This window comes from Streptomyces sp. NPDC088254, assembly GCF_044740925.1.
Classification (GTDB): domain Bacteria; phylum Actinomycetota; class Actinomycetes; order Streptomycetales; family Streptomycetaceae; genus Streptomyces.
Genome location: NZ_JBIURQ010000013.1, coordinates 318,991 through 339,584, shown reverse-complemented (window position 1 = coordinate 339,584; position 20,594 = coordinate 318,991). Strand labels below are relative to the sequence as shown.

At 71.5% G+C, this 20,594-nt stretch carries 18 protein-coding genes and 2 pseudogenes; 12 read left to right on the top strand and 8 right to left on the bottom strand.

The features are described 5' to 3' along the window. Positions 1 to 51: 51 nt before the first annotated feature. A complete protein-coding gene (sbnB, locus tag ACIOC0_RS34165) occupies positions 52 to 1,059 on the top strand; it encodes a 2,3-diaminopropionate biosynthesis protein SbnB (protein ID WP_402159650.1) in 1,008 nt (335 codons plus the stop codon). Between the two features lie 166 nt (positions 1,060 to 1,225). Further along, the gene (locus tag ACIOC0_RS34160; protein ID WP_402159648.1) at positions 1,226 to 2,347 is read left to right on the top strand and encodes an IS630 family transposase; all 1,122 of its coding nucleotides are present in this window, start codon (positions 1,226 to 1,228) and stop codon (positions 2,345 to 2,347) included. On the opposite strand, the gene ACIOC0_RS34155 is transcribed toward ACIOC0_RS34160, so the two are convergent. Then, positions 2,344 to 4,284, bottom strand: a complete 1,941-nt coding sequence (locus ACIOC0_RS34155; protein ID WP_402159646.1) for a serine hydrolase domain-containing protein — start codon at positions 4,282 to 4,284, stop codon at positions 2,344 to 2,346. The two genes, ACIOC0_RS34160 and ACIOC0_RS34155, sit on opposite strands and share 4 nt — an antisense overlap. A gap of 176 nt (positions 4,285 to 4,460) precedes the next feature. On the opposite strand from ACIOC0_RS34155, the gene ACIOC0_RS34150 reads away from it, so the two are divergent. Both ACIOC0_RS34150 and ACIOC0_RS34145 read left to right on the top strand, forming a co-directional pair. Further along, a complete protein-coding gene (locus ACIOC0_RS34150; RefSeq protein WP_402159643.1) occupies positions 4,461 to 5,708 on the top strand; it encodes a sensor histidine kinase in 1,248 nt (415 codons plus the stop codon). Continuing rightward, the gene (locus tag ACIOC0_RS34145) at positions 5,693 to 6,337 is read left to right on the top strand and encodes a response regulator transcription factor (protein ID WP_130443895.1); all 645 of its coding nucleotides are present in this window, start codon (positions 5,693 to 5,695) and stop codon (positions 6,335 to 6,337) included. The genes ACIOC0_RS34150 and ACIOC0_RS34145 overlap by 16 nt, the downstream gene beginning before the upstream one ends. Before the next feature lie 88 nt (positions 6,338 to 6,425). Here ACIOC0_RS34145 and ACIOC0_RS34140 read toward each other — a convergent pair. The 3 genes and pseudogenes from ACIOC0_RS34140 to ACIOC0_RS34130 all read right to left on the bottom strand — a co-directional run. Continuing rightward, positions 6,426 to 6,698 (bottom strand): annotated as a pseudogene (locus ACIOC0_RS34140) (Uma2 family endonuclease); the annotation flags it as partial. Between the two features lie 86 nt (positions 6,699 to 6,784). Beyond that, on the bottom strand, positions 6,785 to 7,006 hold the full coding sequence (locus ACIOC0_RS34135; protein ID WP_402159640.1) for a hypothetical protein: 222 nt from the start codon (positions 7,004 to 7,006) through the stop codon (positions 6,785 to 6,787). Then, positions 7,003 to 7,170, bottom strand: a complete 168-nt coding sequence (locus tag ACIOC0_RS34130) for a hypothetical protein (RefSeq protein ID WP_402159638.1) — start codon at positions 7,168 to 7,170, stop codon at positions 7,003 to 7,005. The genes ACIOC0_RS34135 and ACIOC0_RS34130 overlap by 4 nt, the downstream gene beginning before the upstream one ends. 141 nt (positions 7,171 to 7,311) lie before the next feature. Between ACIOC0_RS34130 and ACIOC0_RS34125 the strand changes: the two genes are divergently transcribed. From ACIOC0_RS34125 to ACIOC0_RS34115, 3 genes are all read left to right on the top strand, one after another. Continuing rightward, positions 7,312 to 8,631: a DUF4190 domain-containing protein gene (locus tag ACIOC0_RS34125; protein ID WP_402159635.1), complete on the top strand. Its 1,320-nt coding sequence runs from the start codon at positions 7,312 to 7,314 to the stop codon at positions 8,629 to 8,631. A gap of 147 nt (positions 8,632 to 8,778) precedes the next feature. After that, positions 8,779 to 9,531, top strand: a complete 753-nt coding sequence (locus ACIOC0_RS34120; RefSeq protein WP_356680620.1) for a GntR family transcriptional regulator — start codon at positions 8,779 to 8,781, stop codon at positions 9,529 to 9,531. 360 nt (positions 9,532 to 9,891) lie between these two features. After that, positions 9,892 to 10,086 (top strand): SPOR domain-containing protein, encoded by a 195-nt coding sequence (locus ACIOC0_RS34115; RefSeq protein WP_130443885.1) that lies wholly within the window; start codon positions 9,892 to 9,894, stop codon positions 10,084 to 10,086. 25 nt (positions 10,087 to 10,111) lie between these two features. Here ACIOC0_RS34115 and ACIOC0_RS34110 read toward each other — a convergent pair whose 3' ends face one another. Further along, a complete protein-coding gene (locus ACIOC0_RS34110; protein WP_402159633.1) occupies positions 10,112 to 11,497 on the bottom strand; it encodes an MATE family efflux transporter in 1,386 nt (461 codons plus the stop codon). Between the two features lie 112 nt (positions 11,498 to 11,609). On the opposite strand from ACIOC0_RS34110, the gene ACIOC0_RS34105 reads away from it, so the two are divergent. Together ACIOC0_RS34105 and ACIOC0_RS34100 are read left to right on the top strand one after the other, a co-directional pair. Continuing rightward, the gene (locus ACIOC0_RS34105; RefSeq protein ID WP_402159631.1) at positions 11,610 to 12,134 is read left to right on the top strand and encodes a PadR family transcriptional regulator; all 525 of its coding nucleotides are present in this window, start codon (positions 11,610 to 11,612) and stop codon (positions 12,132 to 12,134) included. A gap of 74 nt (positions 12,135 to 12,208) precedes the next feature. Next, positions 12,209 to 12,610, top strand: coding sequence for an NUDIX domain-containing protein (locus tag ACIOC0_RS34100; protein WP_402159629.1), 402 nt, complete (start codon positions 12,209 to 12,211; stop codon positions 12,608 to 12,610). 37 nt (positions 12,611 to 12,647) lie between these two features. Here the strand turns inward: ACIOC0_RS34100 and ACIOC0_RS34095 are convergent. Beyond that, a pseudogene (locus ACIOC0_RS34095) lies at positions 12,648 to 12,797 on the bottom strand (DNA-binding protein); the annotation flags it as partial. A gap of 142 nt (positions 12,798 to 12,939) precedes the next feature. On the opposite strand from ACIOC0_RS34095, the gene ACIOC0_RS34090 reads away from it, so the two are divergent. The 3 genes from ACIOC0_RS34090 (at position 12,940) to ACIOC0_RS34080 (ending at position 17,870) form a co-directional block, all read left to right on the top strand. Then, on the top strand, positions 12,940 to 13,347 hold the full coding sequence (locus tag ACIOC0_RS34090; RefSeq protein ID WP_402159627.1) for an ATP-binding protein: 408 nt from the start codon (positions 12,940 to 12,942) through the stop codon (positions 13,345 to 13,347). A gap of 330 nt (positions 13,348 to 13,677) precedes the next feature. After that, the gene (locus ACIOC0_RS34085) at positions 13,678 to 16,548 is read left to right on the top strand and encodes a SpoIIE family protein phosphatase (RefSeq protein WP_402159625.1); all 2,871 of its coding nucleotides are present in this window, start codon (positions 13,678 to 13,680) and stop codon (positions 16,546 to 16,548) included. 122 nt (positions 16,549 to 16,670) lie between these two features. Further along, entirely contained in the window at positions 16,671 to 17,870 is a 1,200-nt protein-coding gene (locus ACIOC0_RS34080) for a hypothetical protein (RefSeq protein WP_402159624.1), read from the top strand. An 18-nt stretch (positions 17,871 to 17,888) separates the two neighbouring features. On the opposite strand, the gene ACIOC0_RS34075 is transcribed toward ACIOC0_RS34080, so the two are convergent. Both ACIOC0_RS34075 and ACIOC0_RS34070 read right to left on the bottom strand, forming a co-directional pair. Next, positions 17,889 to 18,656: a succinate dehydrogenase/fumarate reductase iron-sulfur subunit gene (locus ACIOC0_RS34075; protein ID WP_402159622.1), complete on the bottom strand. Its 768-nt coding sequence runs from the start codon at positions 18,654 to 18,656 to the stop codon at positions 17,889 to 17,891. Further along, positions 18,653 to 20,584, bottom strand: a complete 1,932-nt coding sequence (locus ACIOC0_RS34070; protein WP_402159620.1) for a fumarate reductase/succinate dehydrogenase flavoprotein subunit — start codon at positions 20,582 to 20,584, stop codon at positions 18,653 to 18,655. Before ACIOC0_RS34070 ends, ACIOC0_RS34075 begins: the two co-directional genes overlap by 4 nt. Between the last annotated feature and the right edge of the window lie 10 nt (positions 20,585 to 20,594).

Sequence of the window (20,594 nt, the reverse complement as noted above, 5' to 3'; positions counted from 1 at the left end):
GACGGCGGCCCGCACCCTCCCATCCGCTCACGATCTCAAGGACCTTCCTCCATGTACGAGTTCAGCGTCGTCGGCGGCAAGACCGCGCGGGAGATCATCTCGGCCTCCCGCCAGGACATCGTCGACGTCGTCCGCGACACCTACCTCGCCCACCACGCGGGCGACTCGGTGAACCCCGACAGCTACTTCCTCCGCTTCCCCGAGAAGCCCGACGCCCGCATCATCGCGCTCCCCGCGCACCTGGGCGCCGGCGCCGACGTCTCCGGCATCAAGTGGATCAGCAGCTTCCCCGCCAACATCGAGCGCGGCATACCGCGCGCCTCGGCGGCCCTGCTGCTCAACGACCACGAGACCGGCTACCCCTTCGCCTGCCTGGAGGCCTCGCAGATCAGCGCCGCCCGCACGGCCGCCTCCGCGGTCCTCGCCGCGGAGCGGCTGACCGGCGGGCGCACCGCCGGGAAGCTGACCGTCGTCGGCGCGGGCATCATCGCCCGCAACATCCTGGAGTTCTTCGCGTCCCGCGACTGGCAGGTCGCCTCGGTCACCGTCCACGACAAGAACGAGGAGTACGGCGCCGCGCTCGCCGCCCACGCGACGGACGCCCTCGGCTACCCGGCCGGCACCGAGTCCGACCTCTCCGCCGCCCTCACCGGCGCCGACGTGATCGTCCTCGCCACCACCGCCGCCGAGCCGTACATCACCGACCCGAGCGCCTTCGCGCCCGGCCAGGTCGTCCTCAACATCTCGCTGCGGGACATCGGCCCGGAGCTGATCGAGGGGGCGTACAACATCCTCGACGACGTCGAGCACTGCCTGAAGGCCGACACCTCGCCGCACCTCGCGGAACAGAAGTACGGCGACCGGCACTTCGTCACCGGCACGCTCGCCCAGTTCATCCAGGGCGAGGTGACCACCGGCGACGACAAGCCGGTCATCTTCTCGCCGTTCGGCCTCGGCGTCCTCGACCTCGCCGTCGGCCTGCACGTCTTCCGCGCGGCGCGCGCGGCGGGCGAGGCCGTGGAGATCGCGGACTTCTTCGGCGAGACCAGCCGCTGGTAGTCCACCACCCCCACGCACGACGGGGCCCGGGCGGGTTCTCCCGCCCGGGCCCTGCCGCGTCCGAGGAAGGAGCGATCATGACCACCCCCCGCCCCGGCCCCCACGGGCAAACACTGCCTGCCGCGGCACTAGTGTCCTGCGCCAGTAGTTGATCGTTAGTAGTTGTGTGACTTCTGCTGTTGGTGCGTCAGTTCCTCGTCGGGGCCCGAAGCTGGAGCCGTTGCTGCTGTCTAATGACGAGCGGGCGGTGTTGGAGCGGTGGACGCGGCGGGCGTCGTCGGCCCAGGCGCTGGCTCTGCGCGCGCGGATCGTGCTGGCGTGTGCGGGTTCGGAGGTGCCACCGATCGTCGTGGTCGCCCGCGAGTTGCGGGTGGCCGCCGACACCGTCCGCAAGTGGCGGCGCCGGTTCCTGGCGGAGCGGCTGGACGGCCTGGTCGACGAGCCCCGGCCGGGCCGGCCGCCCACCATCAGCGTGGATCAGGTGGAAGCGGTCGTGGTCACGACGCTGGAGGAGATCCCGAAGAACGCCACCCACTGGTCGCGCAAATCGATGGCGGAGCACAGCGGCCTGTCGAAGTCGACCGTCGGCCGGATCTGGCGGAAGTTCCAGCTCAAGCCGCATCTGACGGACACTTTCAAGCTGTCGACGGACCCGCTGTTCGTGGAGAAGGTCTACGACGTCGTCGGGCTGTACTTCAACCCGCCCGAGGGTGCGGTGGTGCTGTCGGTGGACGAGAAGTCGCAGATCCAGGCCCTGGACCGGTCCCAGCCGGTGCTGCCGATAATGCCGGGCATGCCGGAGCGGCGCACCCACGACTACGTCCGCAACGGGCTGACCACCTTGTTCGCCGCGTTCGACGTCGCCACCGGCGAGGTCATCAGTGCCCTGCACCGCCGGCACCGGGCAGCGGAGTTCAAAAAGTTCCTGATCCGGATCGACAAAGAAGTGCCCGCGCACCTGGCGGTCCACCTGATCTGCGACAACTACGGCACCCACAAGACGCCCGCGATCAGGACCTGGCTGGCCAAGCACCCACGCTTCCACATGCACTTCACCCCGACCGGCTCCTCCTGGATCAACCAGGTCGAGCGGTGGTTCGGCTTCCTGGCCGACCAGAAGATCCGCCGCGGCGCCCACAAAAACGTGCAGACCCTCGAGGCCGACATCCGCGCCTGGGTCAAGAACTGGAACGAGGACCCCAAGCCGTTCATCTGGACCAAGACTGCCGAAGAGATCCTCGACTCCCTCGCCCGCTTCTGCCGACGGATCTCTGGCGCAGGACACTAGCCCACCATCCGGTACGAGGCGGCCACCCCGAGGAAGACCAGCGCCGCAAGCGTGCTGCACGTGTAGTGCACCCGGCCGGTCACCCGCCACCAGCGCCGCCGCCAGGCGAGGAACGCGCACACGACCATGGCGCCCGTGGTCGCCAGCGCGACGCCGGTCAGCGCCGGGACCGCGGTCAGCAGCGGCGAGTCGCCCACGATGATCGTGCGGTTGAGGGCGTTGGGATCGGCGGACAGCAGCATGAAGCAGACCGTCGCCGCGAGGATCAGCGCACCGGACGTCCACAGCAGCACCTTGGCCGCGCGTGCCCCGGCCGGCGCGCCCGGCGAGCGGCGGCGCACCAGGGCGAGCACCGGCAGCGCCAGCACCGTCAGGGCGAGGAAACCCAGCGAGCCGAGCAGCACCCGCTGGTGCAGCGCGGGGGAGAGGTACCAGGGCAGCCGCTCGTAGGTGACGGAGGCGTCGGAGGCGACCGAGAGGCGCCCGTCGCGGAAAGCGATCCGGTCCTGGCCGCCCCGCTCCTGGAAGAGCCCCGGGCTCAGCTGCACCCAGTGCCGCTCGGTCACCTCGGGGTTGCGGGACAGCCCCGTCGTGGTCAGCGTCGCGCCCTCGCCCGCGCTCACCCGGACCGAGCCGATCAGGGCGCTCACCCGGGTCAGCTCCGAGGCACTCGTACGCGTCGAGCGGTACTCGCCCTCGTACGGCGTGACGTCGGCCTTCGAGACGGAGCGGCGGGCGGCGGCCGCGGTGCCGAAGTGGTCGGCGAAGCGGTCCACGACCTCCTGCCCCGCATAGGCGGCGACGCCGTTCTCGCCGTCGCCGTCGTAGACGACGTACACCGCCGCGTCCCGGTCCGGCAGCAGGGCCAGGTTGCCGTGGAAGCCGGGCAGGTCGCCGTCCTTGACCAGCATCCGCATCCCGTCCCGTTCCCGCTCCTCCAGGATGTAGCCGAGGCCGGGCAGCCGGTCGTCGTTCCCGAACTGGCGCTTCATCAGGGCGTCGGCCGAGCGCTGGGTGAGCACCGGACCGCCGCCGTCGAGCAGCGCGCCGAGCAGCCGGCCCATGTCGGCCGCCGTGGTGACCGCGCCCGCGCCGGTCGGGGACCAGTCGCCGTACTGCCCGTCCTGGACCCGCTGGTGGCCGCCCTGCGGACGGTGACCGCGGGCGAGGTCCGCCGCGATCGCAGGGGGGTGCGGCTGAGCGAAGCTGGTCCGCGTCATCCCGAGCGGCCGCAGCACCGACCGGTCCAGGTACGTGGCGAACGGCGTGCCCGTCACCGTCTCGACCAGGTAACCGGCCAGCGCCACACCGTAGTTGTCGTAGCTGGCGACCTCACCCGGCGGACGCACCCGGCGCGGCTGGTGCGCGGCGAGGCTCTCGCCGAGCGGGCGCACGTCCTCGGGCCGGGTGGCGGCCCGCCCGATGATGTTGTTGTCGAAGCCCGCCGTGTGCGTGAGGAGATCGCGTACCGTCACGGGGTGCCCCGGATACGTGTCCTTCACCTTGAAGGTCGTGAGGTAGCGGTTGACGTCGGCCGACAGATCGAGGCGACCGCGCTCCACCTGCTGCAGGACCGCGACGGCCGTGAACAGCTTGGCGTCGGAGGCCAGGAAGAACCCCGTGCGCCGGGGGTCCACCGGGGTCCCCGAGGCCGCGTCGGCGACACCGTACCCCCTCGTGAGGACCGGCCGGCCGTGCTCGACGACCACCACCGACGCGCCGGGGATCCGGTAGTCGGAGAGCTGCCGGCGCACGAGGGCGTCGACCGCCCCCGTGAGACCGGCGGGCCCGGAGGCCGCGGGGAGTTCGGACGAGGCGCGGGTCTCCGCCCGGACCGTCGGCGTCGCGGCGGCGGTGCCGGCGCCACCCGCCAGCAGCAGCGGCACGCAGAGCGGGAGGAGCAGGTGCCGCAGTCGCAGTCGCAGTCGCTTCGTCATGGATACAGCCAAGCCGTCACGACGAGGACGGGACAGCCACCCCGGTGGCGTTCCGGGGTGTACCTGGGTACACCGTCGCGGACGGGACCCACGTCCCCTGCGCACGGTGTCCACAGGGAGAAGACTCAGGGCATCATCACGGCAGGGAGCCGTGCACAGAGGGGAACGGGACGACCGTGGACAACCTGAACATCCGCACCGGCCTCCGCGCCGTGGGCAAAGGACTGACCGTCCTCGGTCTCGCGATCGCGGAACTCGTCCTCTTATGCCTCTTCCTGACGGCGGTCCCGCTCATCGGCATCGGCCTGGGCGTCCTGCTCGTCCCGGCGCTCGCCGTCGCCGTGCGGGCCGTCGCCGACGCCTCCCGCAGGACCGCGGAACGCTGGTCGGGCCGCGCGATCGAGAACCCGTACCTCCCGGCGCCCGCCGCCGGACCGGGCCTCAAGGGACAGTGGCAGCGCACCCACTGGGTGCTCACCGACCCGGCGACCTGGCGCGACCTGGCCTGGATGCTGGTCAACCCCGTGGTCGGCGTGGTCGTCGCCCTGATGCCCCTCGCCCTCGTCGCCGCCGGGATCGGCGGCCTCCTGATGCCCGCGATCTACCGCCCCATCGCCGACGCCGGCACTAACTACTACCTGTGGATCCAGATCAGCGACCTCACGTCCGCCTGGTACTGCGCCGCCCTCGGCGCCGTCCTCCTCACCGCAGGTCTCACCACCGGCCCCGCCCTGCTGCGCGCCCACGCCTCCCTCGCCCGCACCCTGCTCGCCCCCACCCGCACCGCCCAGCGCGTCCGCCGCCTCACCGACAGCCGCAGCGACGCCGTCAGCAGCTCCGCGGCCGAACTGCGCCGCATCGAGCGGGACCTGCACGACGGGGCGCAGGCCCGGCTGGTGGCCCTCGGCATGAACCTCGGCGTCGCCGAGCAGCTCCTCAGCAAGGACCCGGAGGCCGTCCGCGCCATCCTGGCCGACACCCGCAAGGCCTCCGCCGCCGCCCTGACCGAGCTGCGCGACCTCGTCCGCGGCATCCACCCGCCGGTGCTCGCCGACCGCGGCCTCGCCGACGCGGTGCGCGCCCTCGCCATGGACAGCCCGCTCGACGTCACCGTCAACGCCGACCTGCCCGGCCGCCTCGAGGCGCCCGTCGAGTCCGCCATGTACTTCGCGGTCGCCGAGGCCCTCGCCAACGCCGCCAAGCACGCCGCACCCGACACCGTGAGCATCGACCTCTGGTACGAGGGCGGTGCGCTGCGCGGCCAGGTCATCGACGACGGCCGGGGCGGCGCCGACCCCTCGCGCGGCACCGGGCTGCGCGGCATCGAACGCCGGCTCGCCGCCTTCGACGGCCTCCTCGCCATCAACAGCAAGCCGGGCGGACCGACCACCCTCACCATGGAGCTGCCGTGCGTGTTGTCCTAGCCGAGGACCTCTTCCTGCTGCGGGACGGCCTCGTCCGCCTCCTGGAGTCCTACGACTTCGAGGTGGTCGCCGCCGTGGACACCGGGCCCGGACTGCTCCAGGCCCTCCTCGACCACAAGCCGGACGTCGCCGTCGTCGACGTCCGGCTTCCGCCGACGTTCACGGACGAGGGCCTGCGGGCCGCACTGGAGGCCCGGCGCCAGATCCCCGGCCTGCCGGTCCTGGTCCTCTCCCAGTACGTGGAGCAGCTCTACGCCCGCGAACTCCTCGCCGACGGCAGCGGGGGCATCGGCTACCTCCTCAAGGACCGGGTCTTCGACCCCGACGGCTTCGTGGACGCGGTACGCCGTGTCGCGTCCGGCGGCACCGCGATGGACCCCGACGTCGTCGCCAAGCTCTTCGCCAAGGAGTACCACCGCGACGGCCCGCTGTCCCGCCTCACCCCACGCGAGCGCGAGGTCCTCGGCCTGATGGCGGAGGGCCGCTCGAACGCCGCGATCGCCCAGGAACTGGTCATCACCGAACGCGCGGTGATCAAGCACACGTCGAACATCTTCACCAAGCTCGACCTGCCCCCCTCGGAGGCGGACAACCGAAGGGTCCTGGCGGTACTGGCGTACCTCAAGTGAGGCGCGCTGCCCGCGGCCGAGAAGGGCGGCGATCTAGGGGGCGATGCTCATGACGCCATGGAACCAGGCCCCACTGACAACGGCTTCCCTATTCGCTGCCACCCCGCTGCGGGGTGAGCTTGTCGAGGTCCAGGTCGATCTCGAACGGCACCGGGCGCTTGAGGGCGCCCCGGAAGATGCCCGCGGGTGCGTAGGCTCCGGTCGGTTCGTCGAGTTCGTAGACGTGGACGACCGGGGCGCCGTCCTCGTCCTCGATGCACCACTAGTGCGGGATCTTGGCCTCTGCGTACTTTTGCAGCTTCACGGTGCGATCGCGGTGGGCGGACTCCGGCGAGACCACTTCGACGACGAGTCGGACGTCATCCGCGGGCAGTGCGGTCATGGTCCAACCGTAGCGATCCGGCGAGGACCGGACCACGCGATCGTGGACGGGCCTCGTCGAATCGCTCACCACCTCTGGTGAGTGAAGCCCGCCCAGCCGGTCAGGTCGTCTGGCGGGGTTCTGCGGTGGGGGTCCAGCATCCACAGTTGTGCCCGGCGCAGGGCCTGGCCCGGCGGCAGCGCCTCGCGGCGCAGAAATCTCGATCCGCCGCCCGCGCCCTCGGTCAGCTCCTCCGCGGCCGGCCTGCTTCCCCCCGGCCAGTTCCAGGTACACGCTGTGCCGCTCACCGGACTCGACCCATGGGTGACAGGCCGGATGCAGTACACCCCCGCGCAGGTCCGCCGGCCGTGCCGTCCTTCACCTCGACGTGGATGATCCCGTCGACGTCGTAGGAGTGGAAGACCTCGAACGGCGCGCCCTTGGGGGAGCGCGGGATCTCGATGACGCCCACCGGGAGAGCCCTTCCCGCCGACGCCACACCCCGTCGCGCCCCGCATGCCGCATCCGTCCGCCACACGCTTACCATGCGCGCAGTCGTACGTCAGTTCTGTCCGCATCGCCGACCCGTCCGATCCAGGAGAGCACGGTACCCGTGTCCATACCCCCGCCCCCCGGGCCTCAGCAGCCCCAGGACGACCCGTACCAGCCTCCGCAGCCGCAGGCCCCGAACCCGCAGTTCCCGCACCCGCACGACCCGCACGGCCGGCCCGTGACGGGCGAGCCCCCGCAGGGGCAGCAACCGCACGGACAACCCCCGTATCCGCAGGGCCCCTTGCCGCACACCCCGTACCCCGCCGCTTCCCAAGTGCCCTACGGAGCGCCCCCGTACGCGGTCTGGGGGCAGGGATACGCGCCCCTCAACCGGCCCGCGCCGGTCAACGGGGTCGCCATCGCCGCCCTCGTCCTCGGTGTGCTCTGCTTCCTGCCGGCCGTGGGGCTGATCCTCGGGATCGTCGCGCTGGTGCAGATCAGGAAGCGGGGCGAGCGCGGCAAGGGGATGGCGATCGGGGGCGCGGTGCTGTCCGGCCTCGGCCTCGCGGTGTGGATCCTGCTCCTGGCAACGGGCGGCGGGTCCGCGTTCATAGAGGGGGTCAAGGAGGGGGCGGCCCGCGACACCAGTCTGTCGCTCGTGAAGGGCGACTGCTTCGACGTACCGGGAGCCTCCTTCGACAAGGACGTCTACGACGTCGACAAGGTCCCCTGTGCCGGCGAGCACGACGCCGAGGTGTTCGGGGTCGTCCCGCTGCCCGGCGACGACTACCCCGGCGACGGCAGCATCTCGGATCAGGCCAAGGATGAGTGCTGGACGCTCCAGTCCGCTTATGCGATGGATTCCTGGTCCCTCACCGAGGACGTCGAGGTGTACCACCTCACGCCGACCCGCGAGAGCTGGGAGTGGGGCGACCGAGAGATCACCTGCGTCTTCGCCCACGCCGGCGAGAAGGGCGCCCTCAGCGGCTCCCTGCGCACCGACGCGACCACGCTCGACCCCGACCAGCTGGCGTTCCTGACCGCGATGGCCACCGTCGACGACGTGCTCCTCCAGGAGCCCGAGGACCTCGCCGAGGACGACCTGACGGCGAACCGCAACTGGGCTTCCAACGTGGGTGACATGACGAGCGTGCAGGCGCGGGAGCTCAGCGGTCACCCCTGGCCCGCCGAGGCCGAGAAGCCCGTCACCGACCTCGTGACGGACCTTCAGGATGCGGCCGAGGAGTGGGCGGCGGCGGCCGAGGCCTCCGACGCCGACACCTTCTACGAGCACTACGAGAACGCGTACGCGTACGTGGACGGCGACGCCACCGTCACCGCGCGCAAGGCTCTGGGGCTCACTACCATGCGACCCTCCTACGGCGACGGAGACAGCGGCGGCGCGGGCGGCGGCACCGGCGTGGGCGGCCTCGACGTGTGATCACCTCCATAGTGGGCAGAAAGTGCCTGCGTAAAGCCCCCGGCCGGAGGAAGTCATCACATCGGGTGATTCTCTGGCCTTTGCTTGCACGGCGGAACCCACGGTTGCCAGGCTGTAGCTGTCTGTACAACCTGATGGGAGTGGCCAGTGACATTCGGTGAGCAGCCGGCCTACCTGCGCGTCGCAGGTGATCTCCGTAAGAAGATCGTCGACGGTTCGCTGCCACCGCACACCCGGCTGCCCTCACAGGCCAGAATCCGCCAGGAGTACGGCGTCTCCGACACCGTCGCGCTGGAGGCGCGCAAGGTGCTCATGGCGGAGGGGCTGGTCGAGGGCCGCTCCGGTTCGGGCACGTACGTGCGGGAGCAGCCCGTCCCGCGCCGGATCGCCCGCTCCGGCTACCGCCCGGCCAGCGGCGCGACGCCGTTCCGCCAGGAGCAGTCCGAGGGGTACGCGCACGGGACGTGGGAGTCCAGCAGCGAGCAGACCGAGGCGAGCCGGGCGGTCGCCGAGCGGCTCTGCATCCAGCCCGGGGACCGTGTGATGTGCACCAAGTACGTCTTCCGGGAGGCCGGTGAGGCGATGATGCTCTCCACCTCCTGGGAGCCCCTGGCCCTCACCGGCCGCACCCCGGTGATGCTGCCCGAGGAGGGCCCGCTCGGCGGGATGGGCGTCGTCGAGCGCATGCGCGCGATCGACGTCATCGTCGACAACGTCGCCGAGGAGGTGGGGGCCCGCCCCGGCCTCGCCGACGAACTCCTCGCCCTGGGCGGCGTACCCGGGCACGCGGTGCTGGTCGTCCAGCGCACCTACTACGCCTCCGGCCGCCCGGTCGAGACGGCGGACGTGGTCATCCCGGCGGACCGCTACCGCGTCGCGTACCACCTGCCGGTGCGGTGAGCCTCGGCCGCGGGGCGTGCGGCGCACAACCCCGCGGCAGTTGCCCCTGGAAACCGCCCGCCGCGCGGGTGCTCACGGGCCGTCGTAATCCGGTCGTTTCGCGCTGTTCCCGCAGGTCGCTCCCGGAAAGCGCGGCAACGCGCCGACCGGAGACGTCATGTCCCGCGCCCGGCGCGTTCGGTCCCGTGCGCCCCCTGCGTCTTGGCTGGTTGCGTACCTGTTTGTGAAAAGCCGTGTTCGCTGCGTAAAGGTAAGGCGTACGCTCGGGCATATGCGGATTGCGGTTTCCTCAGAGGGCGGGGCGCGAAGCGGGCCGCGGACGACATCCGGGCGGACCGCCGAGGGAAGGAGACGCGGGGCGTGACGAACGACAGCACCACCTCTCTGCCGTGGCTCGTCATACGGCAGGACGACAACGGCAACCGCTACCGCGTAGGCCAGTACGCCACGCGCGCGGAGGCCCAGAAGATCGCGGACAGCCTCGACGGCCGCGGACACAAGCAGCTCTACTGGGTAGAACGCATAGGCCCCAACGGCACCGCCGTCCGCGCCTGACACCGCGCGGCCGCCGCCCCGTAGGTCAGGCAAGCCGGTTGTCGGGTGTGGAGTCGCAAGATGCGGCGGAGGTTCCTGGGCGACTGCCGTCGAGGCGGGTGGTCGTCGCGGGCGCTGTGCGCCGGTACATCCTGGCAACAGCCGCGCACTGCAGGGCCATGGATGCTGCCATGGCCAAGCAGATGCCGGGCAGTCCTGCCCCCGACAGGCCGTACGCGAGCGCCAGTTGAAGCGTCACCCCGCACGTGGTGATCCGCGCGAGGGCGGGACTGTCACCGCTGCCCTCGAACACCCCGCCCACCGCGATGAAACAGGCGAGCAGTACCAGATACGGTCCGAGGCACCGCAGGTAGAGCGTGCCGGCCTCGGCCACGGCGCCTTCACTGCCGAATGCCCGCATGATCCATGGCCCGGCGGTGAGCAGCGCCAGCGCGGCCGCGAGCCCCAGCGCCCCGGCGAGAAGCAGCGCCTGCCGCCCGATGGCCCGTCGCTCGTCGTGTCCGGTGCCGAGGCGGTGGGAGGTGCGGATGGCGGCGGCTTGACGTACCGAGTAGAAGGCCATGGTCGCGACGTACCCGGCCTTGGTCGCGATTCCGTAGGCGGCGACTTCGGTGACACCGATCCGGGCGACGACGGCTACGAGGGCGAGCGCACCCGTCATCCGCACGACGAAATCGGCTGACATGGGCAGCCCTGTCGCGGCGACCCTGCGGGCATCGGAAGCGAGTGACATGGTCCCGTCCAGGGGCGCCCTGGCTGCCTCCCGCAGGAGGGCGTTGCGGCGCAGCGCGATGAATCCGCAGACAAGCGCGACCGTCCGGCCCAGCACAGTGGCGATCGCGGCCCCGCGGACCCCGAGCCCGCATCCGAGGATGAGCAGCGGATCCAGCGCGAGGATCAGTCCGTTGGCGAGCATCGCGAGTCTCATCGGGGTGCGGGTGTCACCCGTGCCTTTCAGGATGCCGTCGACGACGTTGGTCGCGAAGAACACCGCGATTCCCGGCAGCGCGATCGAGAAGTAGCCGGTGGCGAGGGGCAGCGAACTGTCTTCGCCGCCCCCGAGCACGAGTCGGGCGAGTGGCCGGCGACACAGGAAACCGCCTGAGGCGACGACGGGCGTGACGATCGCCCACAGTGTCCAGCCGCCACGAACGGCGGCCCGCATCGCTGCCGGATCCTCCGCGCCTCTGGCCCGTGCGACCAGCACGGTCATGCCCGACCCCGCGACGAGGATGACGCCGAGCAGCAGGTTCTCCAGGTTGGTGGCGACGGCCACCGCGGCGACAGCCGCTCCGCCGAGCCTCGCCACCCAGACCATGTTGATGATCCCGGCGGTGACGCCCGCGAGCAGTTCCAAGTAGACCGGATACGCCAGCGACACCAGCTTGCGCCGATGCTCTGCTGCCCTCATGACCGCGCCCCCTCTTTTCGTTATACCTCGATTAGAGGTACAGCGGAAAGAGGTAGCATGGCCGCGCGGGACGGGCAAGCGTCCGGAGAGGTGCAGGAAGGGGTTCGGTCGCGTGCTGGAGCTGTCGATTCTGGGTTTCCTCTGCGAGGAGCCCTTGCACGGATACGAGTTGAAGGCCCGCATCCAGGGCCTCAGCGGCCATATTCGCCCAGTCAGCGACGGCGCGCTCTACCCGGCCATCACCCGGCTGGTGAAGGCGGGTCTGGTCGAGCAGCGCACCGAGCCCGGAAGCGGAGCGGCACCCCGGCGGATCCTTTCCCTCACCGAGGCGGGTCGCGCCGGCCTCCAGGCCCGGCTCCGGGAACCCAAGGACACCGAAATCACCGACGGGCAGCGCTTCTTCACGCTGCTGGCGTTCTTGCGACACCTCCCCGACCGGGCGGAGCAGGCCGCCGTCCTCCGCCGTCGGCAGGCCTTTCTCGACGCGCCGGCGAGCTTCTTCTACCGCGAAGGCAAGCCGGTACGGGCTGAGGAGGCGCCGGATCTCTTCCGCCAAGGCATGCTGCGCATCGCCCGCGCGACGGGCGCCGAGGAGAAGCGATGGCTGGCCGAGGCGATCGCGACCCTGGAGGGCTGAAACGGCCCGGCGGACGCGTGCCTGGCTCGTTAAGGTCCTGACTGACGAGGGTTTCGGATGGCGAAGGCGGAGTGATGACGGTCCTGATCGACACGGTGGCGTGGGTGCTCGTGGAGAACGGCAGGATTCTCTGCGCCAGGCCCCGGGGGAAGGACGTCTTCTACATCCCCGGTGGCAAGCGGGAGGGTGCGGAGAGCGACCTGGAGACCCTGCTGCGTGAGATCAAGGAGGAGCTGACGGTGCTCCTCGATCCGTCCACGGCGGAGCACGTGGGCACATATGAGGCCGAGGTGCCCGGCGCGCCGACCGGCACCGTGGTGCGCATGAGTTGTTACACCGCGCACTACGAAGGGACGCTGTCCGCGAGCAGCGAGATCGAGGAGACCGCCTGGTTCTCGTACGCGGACCGCCCGCTGGTGCCTCCGGTCGACCAGCTGCTGTTCGACGAACTCAAGGCCGGCGGAACACTGCTCTGAGGGTGCACCGAGCCCGGCTCCCCTCAGTCGGCGGTCCTCACACGTCTCTGGTGATCACGCGCTTCCCGCAGAGCTTCGACCAGTCGTCGCGGTCGGAGGTCACAACGATGGCGGGGGCCGGGACCCGGAGCGCCGGCGGGGCGACGGGGGCGTCGATCGCGCACTTGTGCCCGTGGAGCCCGCCTGCGCCCGAAGCAGCGCCACCGGCGGCGGGGAGTCAGGCGGCGGCCCGACTCCGGTTGCTCGCGCGGTAAGACGTGGACGATATCGGGTATGGGCCCATTAACCCCAAGAAAACGGACAGGGGTGTTCCTCGCCGGGCCCGGGATGTGATCGGCGTGATCGACAGCGGAGGCGAGCGCGCCGAGTGGACCTTCCCCGCGGACCCGGGAGCGGTGCGCACGGCTCGCGGCGCCGTCCGGGGCCAGCTGCGCGGGTGGGGCCTCGACAGCCTCGGCGACCTCGCCGCCCTGCTGGTCAGCGAACTGGTGACCAACGCGCTGCGGCACGCCACCGGCCCCATCGGCGTCCGGCTGATCCGCCCGGCCGGGCTGGACGGCGTCCTGCTGGTGGAGGTCTCCGACCCGCTGCCCGACCCGCCGCACGAGCGCGTCGCCGAGCTGGACGACGAGGGCGGCCGGGGGCTACAGCTGGTCGCCTCTTCCTCGCGCCGTTGGGGCACCCGCCCCGGAGGCATCGGCAAGACGGTGTGGTTCGAACTGGCCGTGCCCGGTTGAGCCGGAAGCCCACGGGAGCGGGGTCGCGTCTGGAAGGCTGGGGCTCCGGAGGTCCGCGCGGGCCTCCTGTCGCGCCGGCGCCCGCCCGTGCGTCGCGCCCCGGCCGGCGGCTCCCGGACGCCTCCCCGGCGACCCGTGCCGGAAGGTGTGGTTCGACCACGGGTCCGCTGGTTAGAAGACTGGCAGTGTTGTCACGGAACGGTCCGGAAAGCAGCGGGACCGAGCTGTGATCGTGAACACCGTGCCGCGCGGCGCCGTAGTGCTGGATACTGCGGGCAGCCGCCCCCGGTGACCGGTGCCGGGCGCGGTGAGCTGGAGGGGACGGTTCGCGTGAGCGAGATACCAGCGAAGGCCACGGAGTCCGAGGACCCGTCGGACGGCGCGAGGGCGAAGGCCGCGGGGGAACTCGCCGCCGGCGTCGGTCGCGACGCCGGGCGGGACGCCGGACACGCCGACGTGACCGACGGCGACGGTGACGGTGAGGGCCGCGAGGCCGAGAGCCGCGGCCTGGAACGCCGGGGCGAGAACGGCGACCGGAGCGGAAACACCGGCATCGACGGAACCTCCGGCATCGACCGAAACCCCGGCCGCGACGACCACACCCACCGCGACGAACCCGCCGCTCCCACCCCGTTCGGCCACGACGGCCTCGGCGGTCTCGGCGCACTCGGCGGTGAGGCCCACCCCGGGGACGCCGTGTGGCAGAGCAGCCCGCTCGGCTCGATCTACGACTACATCAAGGTCGCCTCGTTCTCGATCGGCCCCGACGGACTCGTCGACCAGTGGAGCCTGCGCGCCGAGCAGATCTTCGGCATCCCCGCCGGACGGGCCGTCGGCATGGACCCCATCGACGCGTTCATCGACCCCGACCTGCGCGAACACGGCCAGCGCAAGATGGCCGAGATCCTCGACGGCCGCGAGTGGACCGGCGTCGTCCCCTTCCGGATGCCCGACACCGACGACGGCCGGCGCGGCGAGGACGGACTCGCCGAGGTGTACGTCATGCCGACGCGCACCCAGGAGGGCGAGAAGGCCGCCGTCTGCATCGTCGTCGACGTCCGCACCCTGCGCAGCATCGAGACCGACCTCGCCGCCTCGCAGGCGATTTTCGGTCAATCACCCTTCGGCTTCCTGCTGATCGACCCCGACCTGCGGGTCCGGCGCGCCAACCACCGCTTCGCCTCCCTCTTCGGCGGCACCCCCGACGACCACCGCGGCAAGGGCGTCCACGACTACCTGCCCCGCTCCGAGGCCGAGCGGGTCAGCGCGATCCTGCGCCGGGTGCTGCATACCGGTGACTCCATCACGGACATGCACGTCACCGGGTTCGTACCGGACTCCGACGAGCGCCGCCACTGGTCCATCAACCTCTACCGCGTGCACAGCGGTTCGGGCCGGCCGATCGGCATCGCCTGGCTCGCCACCGACATCACCGCCCGCCGCGAGGCCGCCCGCGAGGCCGCCGCCGCCCGGCGCAATCTCGCCCTTCTCAACGACGCGGGGGCCCGCATAGGGAACTCCCTCGACCTGGAGACGACCGCGCGCGAACTCCTCGACGTGGTCGTGCCCGGCTTCTGCGACCTGGCCACCGTCGACCTCTACCAGGGCCTCCTGGTCGGTGAGGAGACCCCGCCCGGCCTCGCCGACGGCAGCGGCGAACTGCGCCGCGTCGCCTTCGCGTCCGCCGTCTCCGACGCCCCGTTCGCCGCCGGCGGCACCCCCGTCGCCGTCGGCGCGGTCCACCACTACCCCTTCAACTCCCAGTGTGCGGACGCCCTGCGCACCGCACGCCCGCAGTACATCCCCGGCGAGGAGGGCGGGGCCGTGCAGTCCACGCTCGCCGTCCCGATGGTCGCGCACGACACCGTCGTAGGACTCGCGCAGTTCTCGCGGACCAAGGGCAGCGAGCCGTTCGGGGACCGCGACCGGGACCTGGCCGTGGAGCTCGCGGCGCGGGCGGCGGTGTGCATCGACAACGCGCGCCTGTACCGCCGGGAGCACGAGCGGGCGTTGATACTGCAACGGTCCCTGCTGCCGCCCGGCGACCCGGTCGCCTCCGGACTGGACATCGCCTGCCGCTACCTGCCGGGCAGCGTCTCCACCGGCCGCCCCAGCGAGGTCGGCGGCGACTGGTTCGACGTCATCGAACTGCCCGGCCACCGTACGGCGTTGGTGGTCGGCGACGTGATGGGGCGCGGACTGCGCGCCGCGGTCGCCATGGGCGAACTCCGCACCGCCGTACGCACGCTGGCGCTGCTCGACCTCGAACCGGCGGAAGTTCTCTCGGCGTTGGACGAGATCGCACGCGGCCTCGGCACCCCCGGCGGCGTCCAGCAGGCCACCCGCGCGGCCCGCCGCCCCCGCGAGGCCGACCTGTCCGAGGTGTACCTCGCGACCTGCGTGTACGCGGTCTACGACTCCGTCACCCGCCGGTGCACCTTCGCCAACGCGGGTCATCTCCCGCCGGTGCTGGTGGAACCCGGCGAGGCGGCGCTGATGCTCGACGTGCCGCCGGGCATGCCGCTCGGCGTCGGGGGCGAGCCCTTCGAGGAGGTGGAGGTGGACCTGCCCGAGGGCGCGCTGCTCGCGCTCTACACGGACGGCCTTGTCGAGTCCCGCGACCATCCGCTCGACGAGGGGCTCCAGGCGTTCGTCGGCGCGCTCACCGACCCGTCCAGGCCGCTGGAGGACGTCTGCGACCACGTCCTCAACACCCTCGACACCCACCACGGCGAGGACGACATCGCCCTGCTGATGGCACGTGTCCAGGGCCTGCCCGTCGACTCGGTCGGCGACTGGACCCTGCCGCGCGAGCCGCGCAGTGTGGGCAGGGCCCGCGAGCACGCGCGCACCCAACTGCTGGCATGGGGCCTCGAACAGCTCGTGGACACCACGGAGTTGCTGGTCAGCGAGCTGGTGACGAACGCGCTGCGGTACGGCGAGGGCGAGATCCGGCTACGACTGCTGCTCGACCGCACCCTCGTCTGCGAGGTCTGGGACGCCGGTCTGGTCCAGCCGCGCCGCCGTCGCGCCCGCGACACCGACGAGGGCGGCCGGGGCCTCCAACTGGTCGGCCTGCTCTCCGCGGCCTGGGGCTCCCGGCGCACCCCGCGCGGCAAGACCGTCTGGTTCGAACTCCCCCTCCCCGACGGGGAGACGACGCTCACGGACCCCGCGGAGGCGCTGCTCAGCCTGTTCTGACCCGCTATCCCGCATGATCGCAACCGGAACACCCGTTCCCCTCGTCCTCTTCGGCAACGTCGGCCACATCACTCCGGCCGCACCGCCGGGCAGCACGTCGTGCGCCAGAAGGGGGACCCAAGATGGGCAACTCGCCGCAGACCGACGAGCCCGCGGCCGAGAAGAGACGACCGGAAGACGAGGCGCAACCGACCGAGGAAGCACGACCGACCGAGGAACCACGACCGACCGAGGAACCACGACCGACCGAGGAACCACGACCGACCGGGGAAGCACAGCCCACCGAGGAACCCCGACCCGCCGAACCCCCGCTGAGCAAGCGCCGCCGCCTGCTCCGCCGCCTGGCCCTCGCCGTCCCCCTGATCCTTCTCGTCCCCCTCCTCACCGCCCTCACCGCCCTCCGCGTGAACTACATGGGGGACCCGGCCGACGGCACGTTCACCCGGGGCAAGGACGCCCTCTGGCTCGGCCACGCCTGGGTCGACGGCCGTAAGAAGGACGCCGACGTCACCGCCCTCGCCGCCCGGCTGAAGCGCACCGGCATCCGCGACCTCTACGTCCACGCGGGCCCCCTGGAGCACGACGGCACACTGCCCGCGTCGGCGTACCCGAACGCCCGCTGGTTCCTGGCCGCCGTGCACCGTGAGATGCCCGGGATCAGGGTCCAGGCATGGCTGGGCGACGTCCTCGCCAGTGAGGGGTCCAGCGGCATGCGGCTGGAGAGCGCCCCGACGCGGGCCGCCGTGGTGCGGTCGACCCGCGAGATCCTCGCCGCCGGCTTCGAGGGCGCCCACTTCGACCTGGAGCCCCTGCACTCCGACGACGCCGAATACCTCACCCTCCTCGACGCCCTGCACGCCGTCACCGCGGCCCGGGGCGTCCCGCTCTCCGTCGCCGCCCACCAGATCGACCCGCTGCCGGGCCTGCACACCGCCCGGGGCACGCTCACCGGCCACCCGAAGTGGTGGTCGCAGCGGTTCTTCGGCCAGGTCGCCCGCCGCGTGGACCAGATCGCGCTCATGTCGTACGACACCATGCAGCCGCTGGAGAGCACGTACGGCGGCTATGTCGCCCAGCAGACCTCCCTGGCCCTGGAGGTCACCCCGGAGACCACCGACCTGCTGATGGGCCTGCCCTTCTACCACCAGAAGGGGTTCGGCCACTGGGAGCACGCGGAGACCGTCGCCGGCGCCGTCCGCGGCGTACGCCTCGGCCTGTCCCGCACGGACGCGGACCGGCGCAACTTCGGCGTCGCCGCCTACGTCGACTTCGCCGCACAGGAGGAGGACTGGCAGGCCTACCAGGACGGCTGGGTCCGTTAGCCAGGTCCCTGGGGGGCGTCAGCTCCGCCGGCGGATCTTGTCGCCCAGCCACACCAGGGGGTCGTACTTGCGGTCGACGGCACGCTCCTTCAGGGGGATCAGGGCGTTATCGGTGATCTTGATGCCTTCGGGGCAGACCTCCGTGCAGCACTTGGTGATGTTGCAGTAGCCGAGGCCGTGGGCGTCCTGGGCGGTCTTCTTGCGGTCGAGGCCGCTCTCCTCGGCCGCGTCCAGCGGGTGCATGTCCAGCTCCGCGATCCGCATGAGGAAGCGGGGCCCCGCGAAGACCGGCTTGTTCTCCTCGTGGTCGCGGACCACATGGCACGTGTCCTGACACAGGAAGCACTCGATGCACTTGCGGAACTCCTGCGACCGGTCCACGTCCTCCTGGAACATGCGGTACTCGCCGGGAGCCACCCCCGTCGGCGGTACGAAGGACGGGATCTCCCTGGCCTTGAGGTAGTTGAAGCCCACGTCGGTGACCAGGTCGCGGACGACCGGGAAGGCGCGCAGCGGTGTGACGGTGATCGTCTCGTCGCGGCCGAAGACGGACATGCGGGTCATGCACATGAGCCGGGGCCGTCCGTTGACCTCCGCCGAGCAGGAACCGCACTTGCCCGCCTTGCAGTTCCAGCGCACGGCGAGGTCGGGGGCCTGGGTGGCCTGGAGGCGGTGCACGATGTCGAGGACCACCTCCCCCTCGTTGACCTCGACCTCGAAGTCCTTCAGGCCGCCGCCCTCGACGTCGCCGCGCCACACTCTGAAGTGGGCCTGGTAGCCGCTCATCGGTACAGCTCCTCTTCGGCGAAGTACTTGACCAGCTCCTCCTTCTCGAAGAGGGCGAGCAGGTCGGGGCGGACCGGGTCGGTGGTCTCCCGTGACAGGGCGATCTGCCCGCGGGACGGGTCGGCGGCGCCCTCCGGTCCGGCGGCCGGTTCGGCGGGCCGGCACAGCAGATTGACGTTGCGCCAGGCGCGTTCCATCGCCGGGTGGTCCTCGCGGGTGTGGCCGCCGCGCGACTCGGTGCGTTCCAGCGCGGCCCGCGCCACGCACTCGCTCACCAGCAGCATGTTCCTGAGGTCCAGGGCGAGGTGCCAGCCCGGGTTGAACTGGCGGTGGCCCTCGACGCCGGCCCGCCGGGCCCGTACCCGCAGCTCCGCCAGTTTCTTCAGGGCCTGCTCCATCTCACCCTGCCGGCGGATGATGCCGACCAGGTCGTTCATCGTCTGCTGGAGTTCCTGGTGGAGGGTGTACGGGTTCTCCGCGGGCGCCCCGGAGGGCTCCTCGGCGGAGAAGGGGCGCAGGGCCTCCGCGGCAGCCAGGTCGACTTGGGTGTCGTCGACCGGGGGCCGTCCGGCGGCGAGGGCCGCCGCGTACTCGGCGGCGTGCAGTCCCGCCCGGCGGCCGAACACCAGCAGGTCGGAGAGGGAGTTGCCGCCGAGCCGGTTGGAGCCGTGCATCCCGCCGGCCACCTCACCGGCCGCGTACAGTCCGAGCACCCCGCGCGCGGCGGCCGTGTCGGAGTCGACGGCGATGCCGCCCATCACGTAATGGCAGGTCGGGCCGACCTCCATCGCCTCCGCGGTGATGTCGACGTCGGCGAGCTCCTTGAACTGGTGGTACATCGACGGCAGCCGCCGCTTGACGACCTCGGCGGGCATCCGCGTGGACACGTCGAGGAAGACGCCCCCGTGCGGGGAGCCCCGGCCCGCCTTCACCTCGGCGTTGATGGCGCGGGCGACCTCGTCGCGGGGGAGCAGTTCGGGGGGCCGCCGGTTGTGGTCGGGGTCGTCGTACCAGCGGTCGGCCTCGTCCTCGGACTCGGCGTACTTCTCCTTGAACACGTCCGGGATGTAGTCGAACATGAACCGCCGGCCCTCGGAGTTCTTGAGCACCCCGCCGTCGCCGCGCACGGATTCGGTGACGAGGATGCCCTTCACCGACGGCGGCCAGACCATGCCCGTCGGATGGAACTGCACGAACTCCATGTTCAACAGGGGCGCGCCCGCGAGCAGGGCGAGCGCGTGGCCGTCGCCGGTGTACTCCCAGGAGTTCGACGTCACCTTGAAGGACTTGCCGATGCCGCCGGTCGCGATCACGACGGCGGGGGCTTCGAGGACGAAGAAACGGCCGGTCTCACGCTCGTATGCGAAGACCCCGCTGACGCGTGAGCCGTCCTTGAGGATCCGGGTGACCGTGCACTCCTGGAAGACCTTGAGGCGGGACTCGTAGTCGCCGGTCTCCTTGAAGTCCTCCTGCTGAAGGGCGACGATCTTCTGCTGGAGGGTGCGGATCAGCTCCAGGCCGGTGCGGTCTCCGACGTGCGCCAGGCGCGGGTACTCATGGCCGCCGAAGTTGCGCTGCGAGATCCGGCCGTCCGCAGTGCGGTCGAACAGGGCGCCCCAGGTCTCCAGCTCCCACACCCGCTGTGGCGCCTCCCGCGCGTGCAGCTCGGCCATCCGCCACTGGTTGAGGAACTTGCCCCCGCGCATGGTGTCGCGGAAGTGCACCTGCCAGGTGTCGTGCTCGTTGGCGTTGGCCATGGCCGCCGCGATGCCGCCCTCGGCCATCACGGTGTGCGCCTTGCCGAACAGCGACTTGCAGATCACGGCCGTGCGCGCGCCCCGCTCACGCGCCTCGACGGCGGCGCGCAGACCGGCGCCGCCGGCCCCGACCACGACGACGTCCCACTCCTGCCGGTCGACCACGGACATCAGAAGCCCC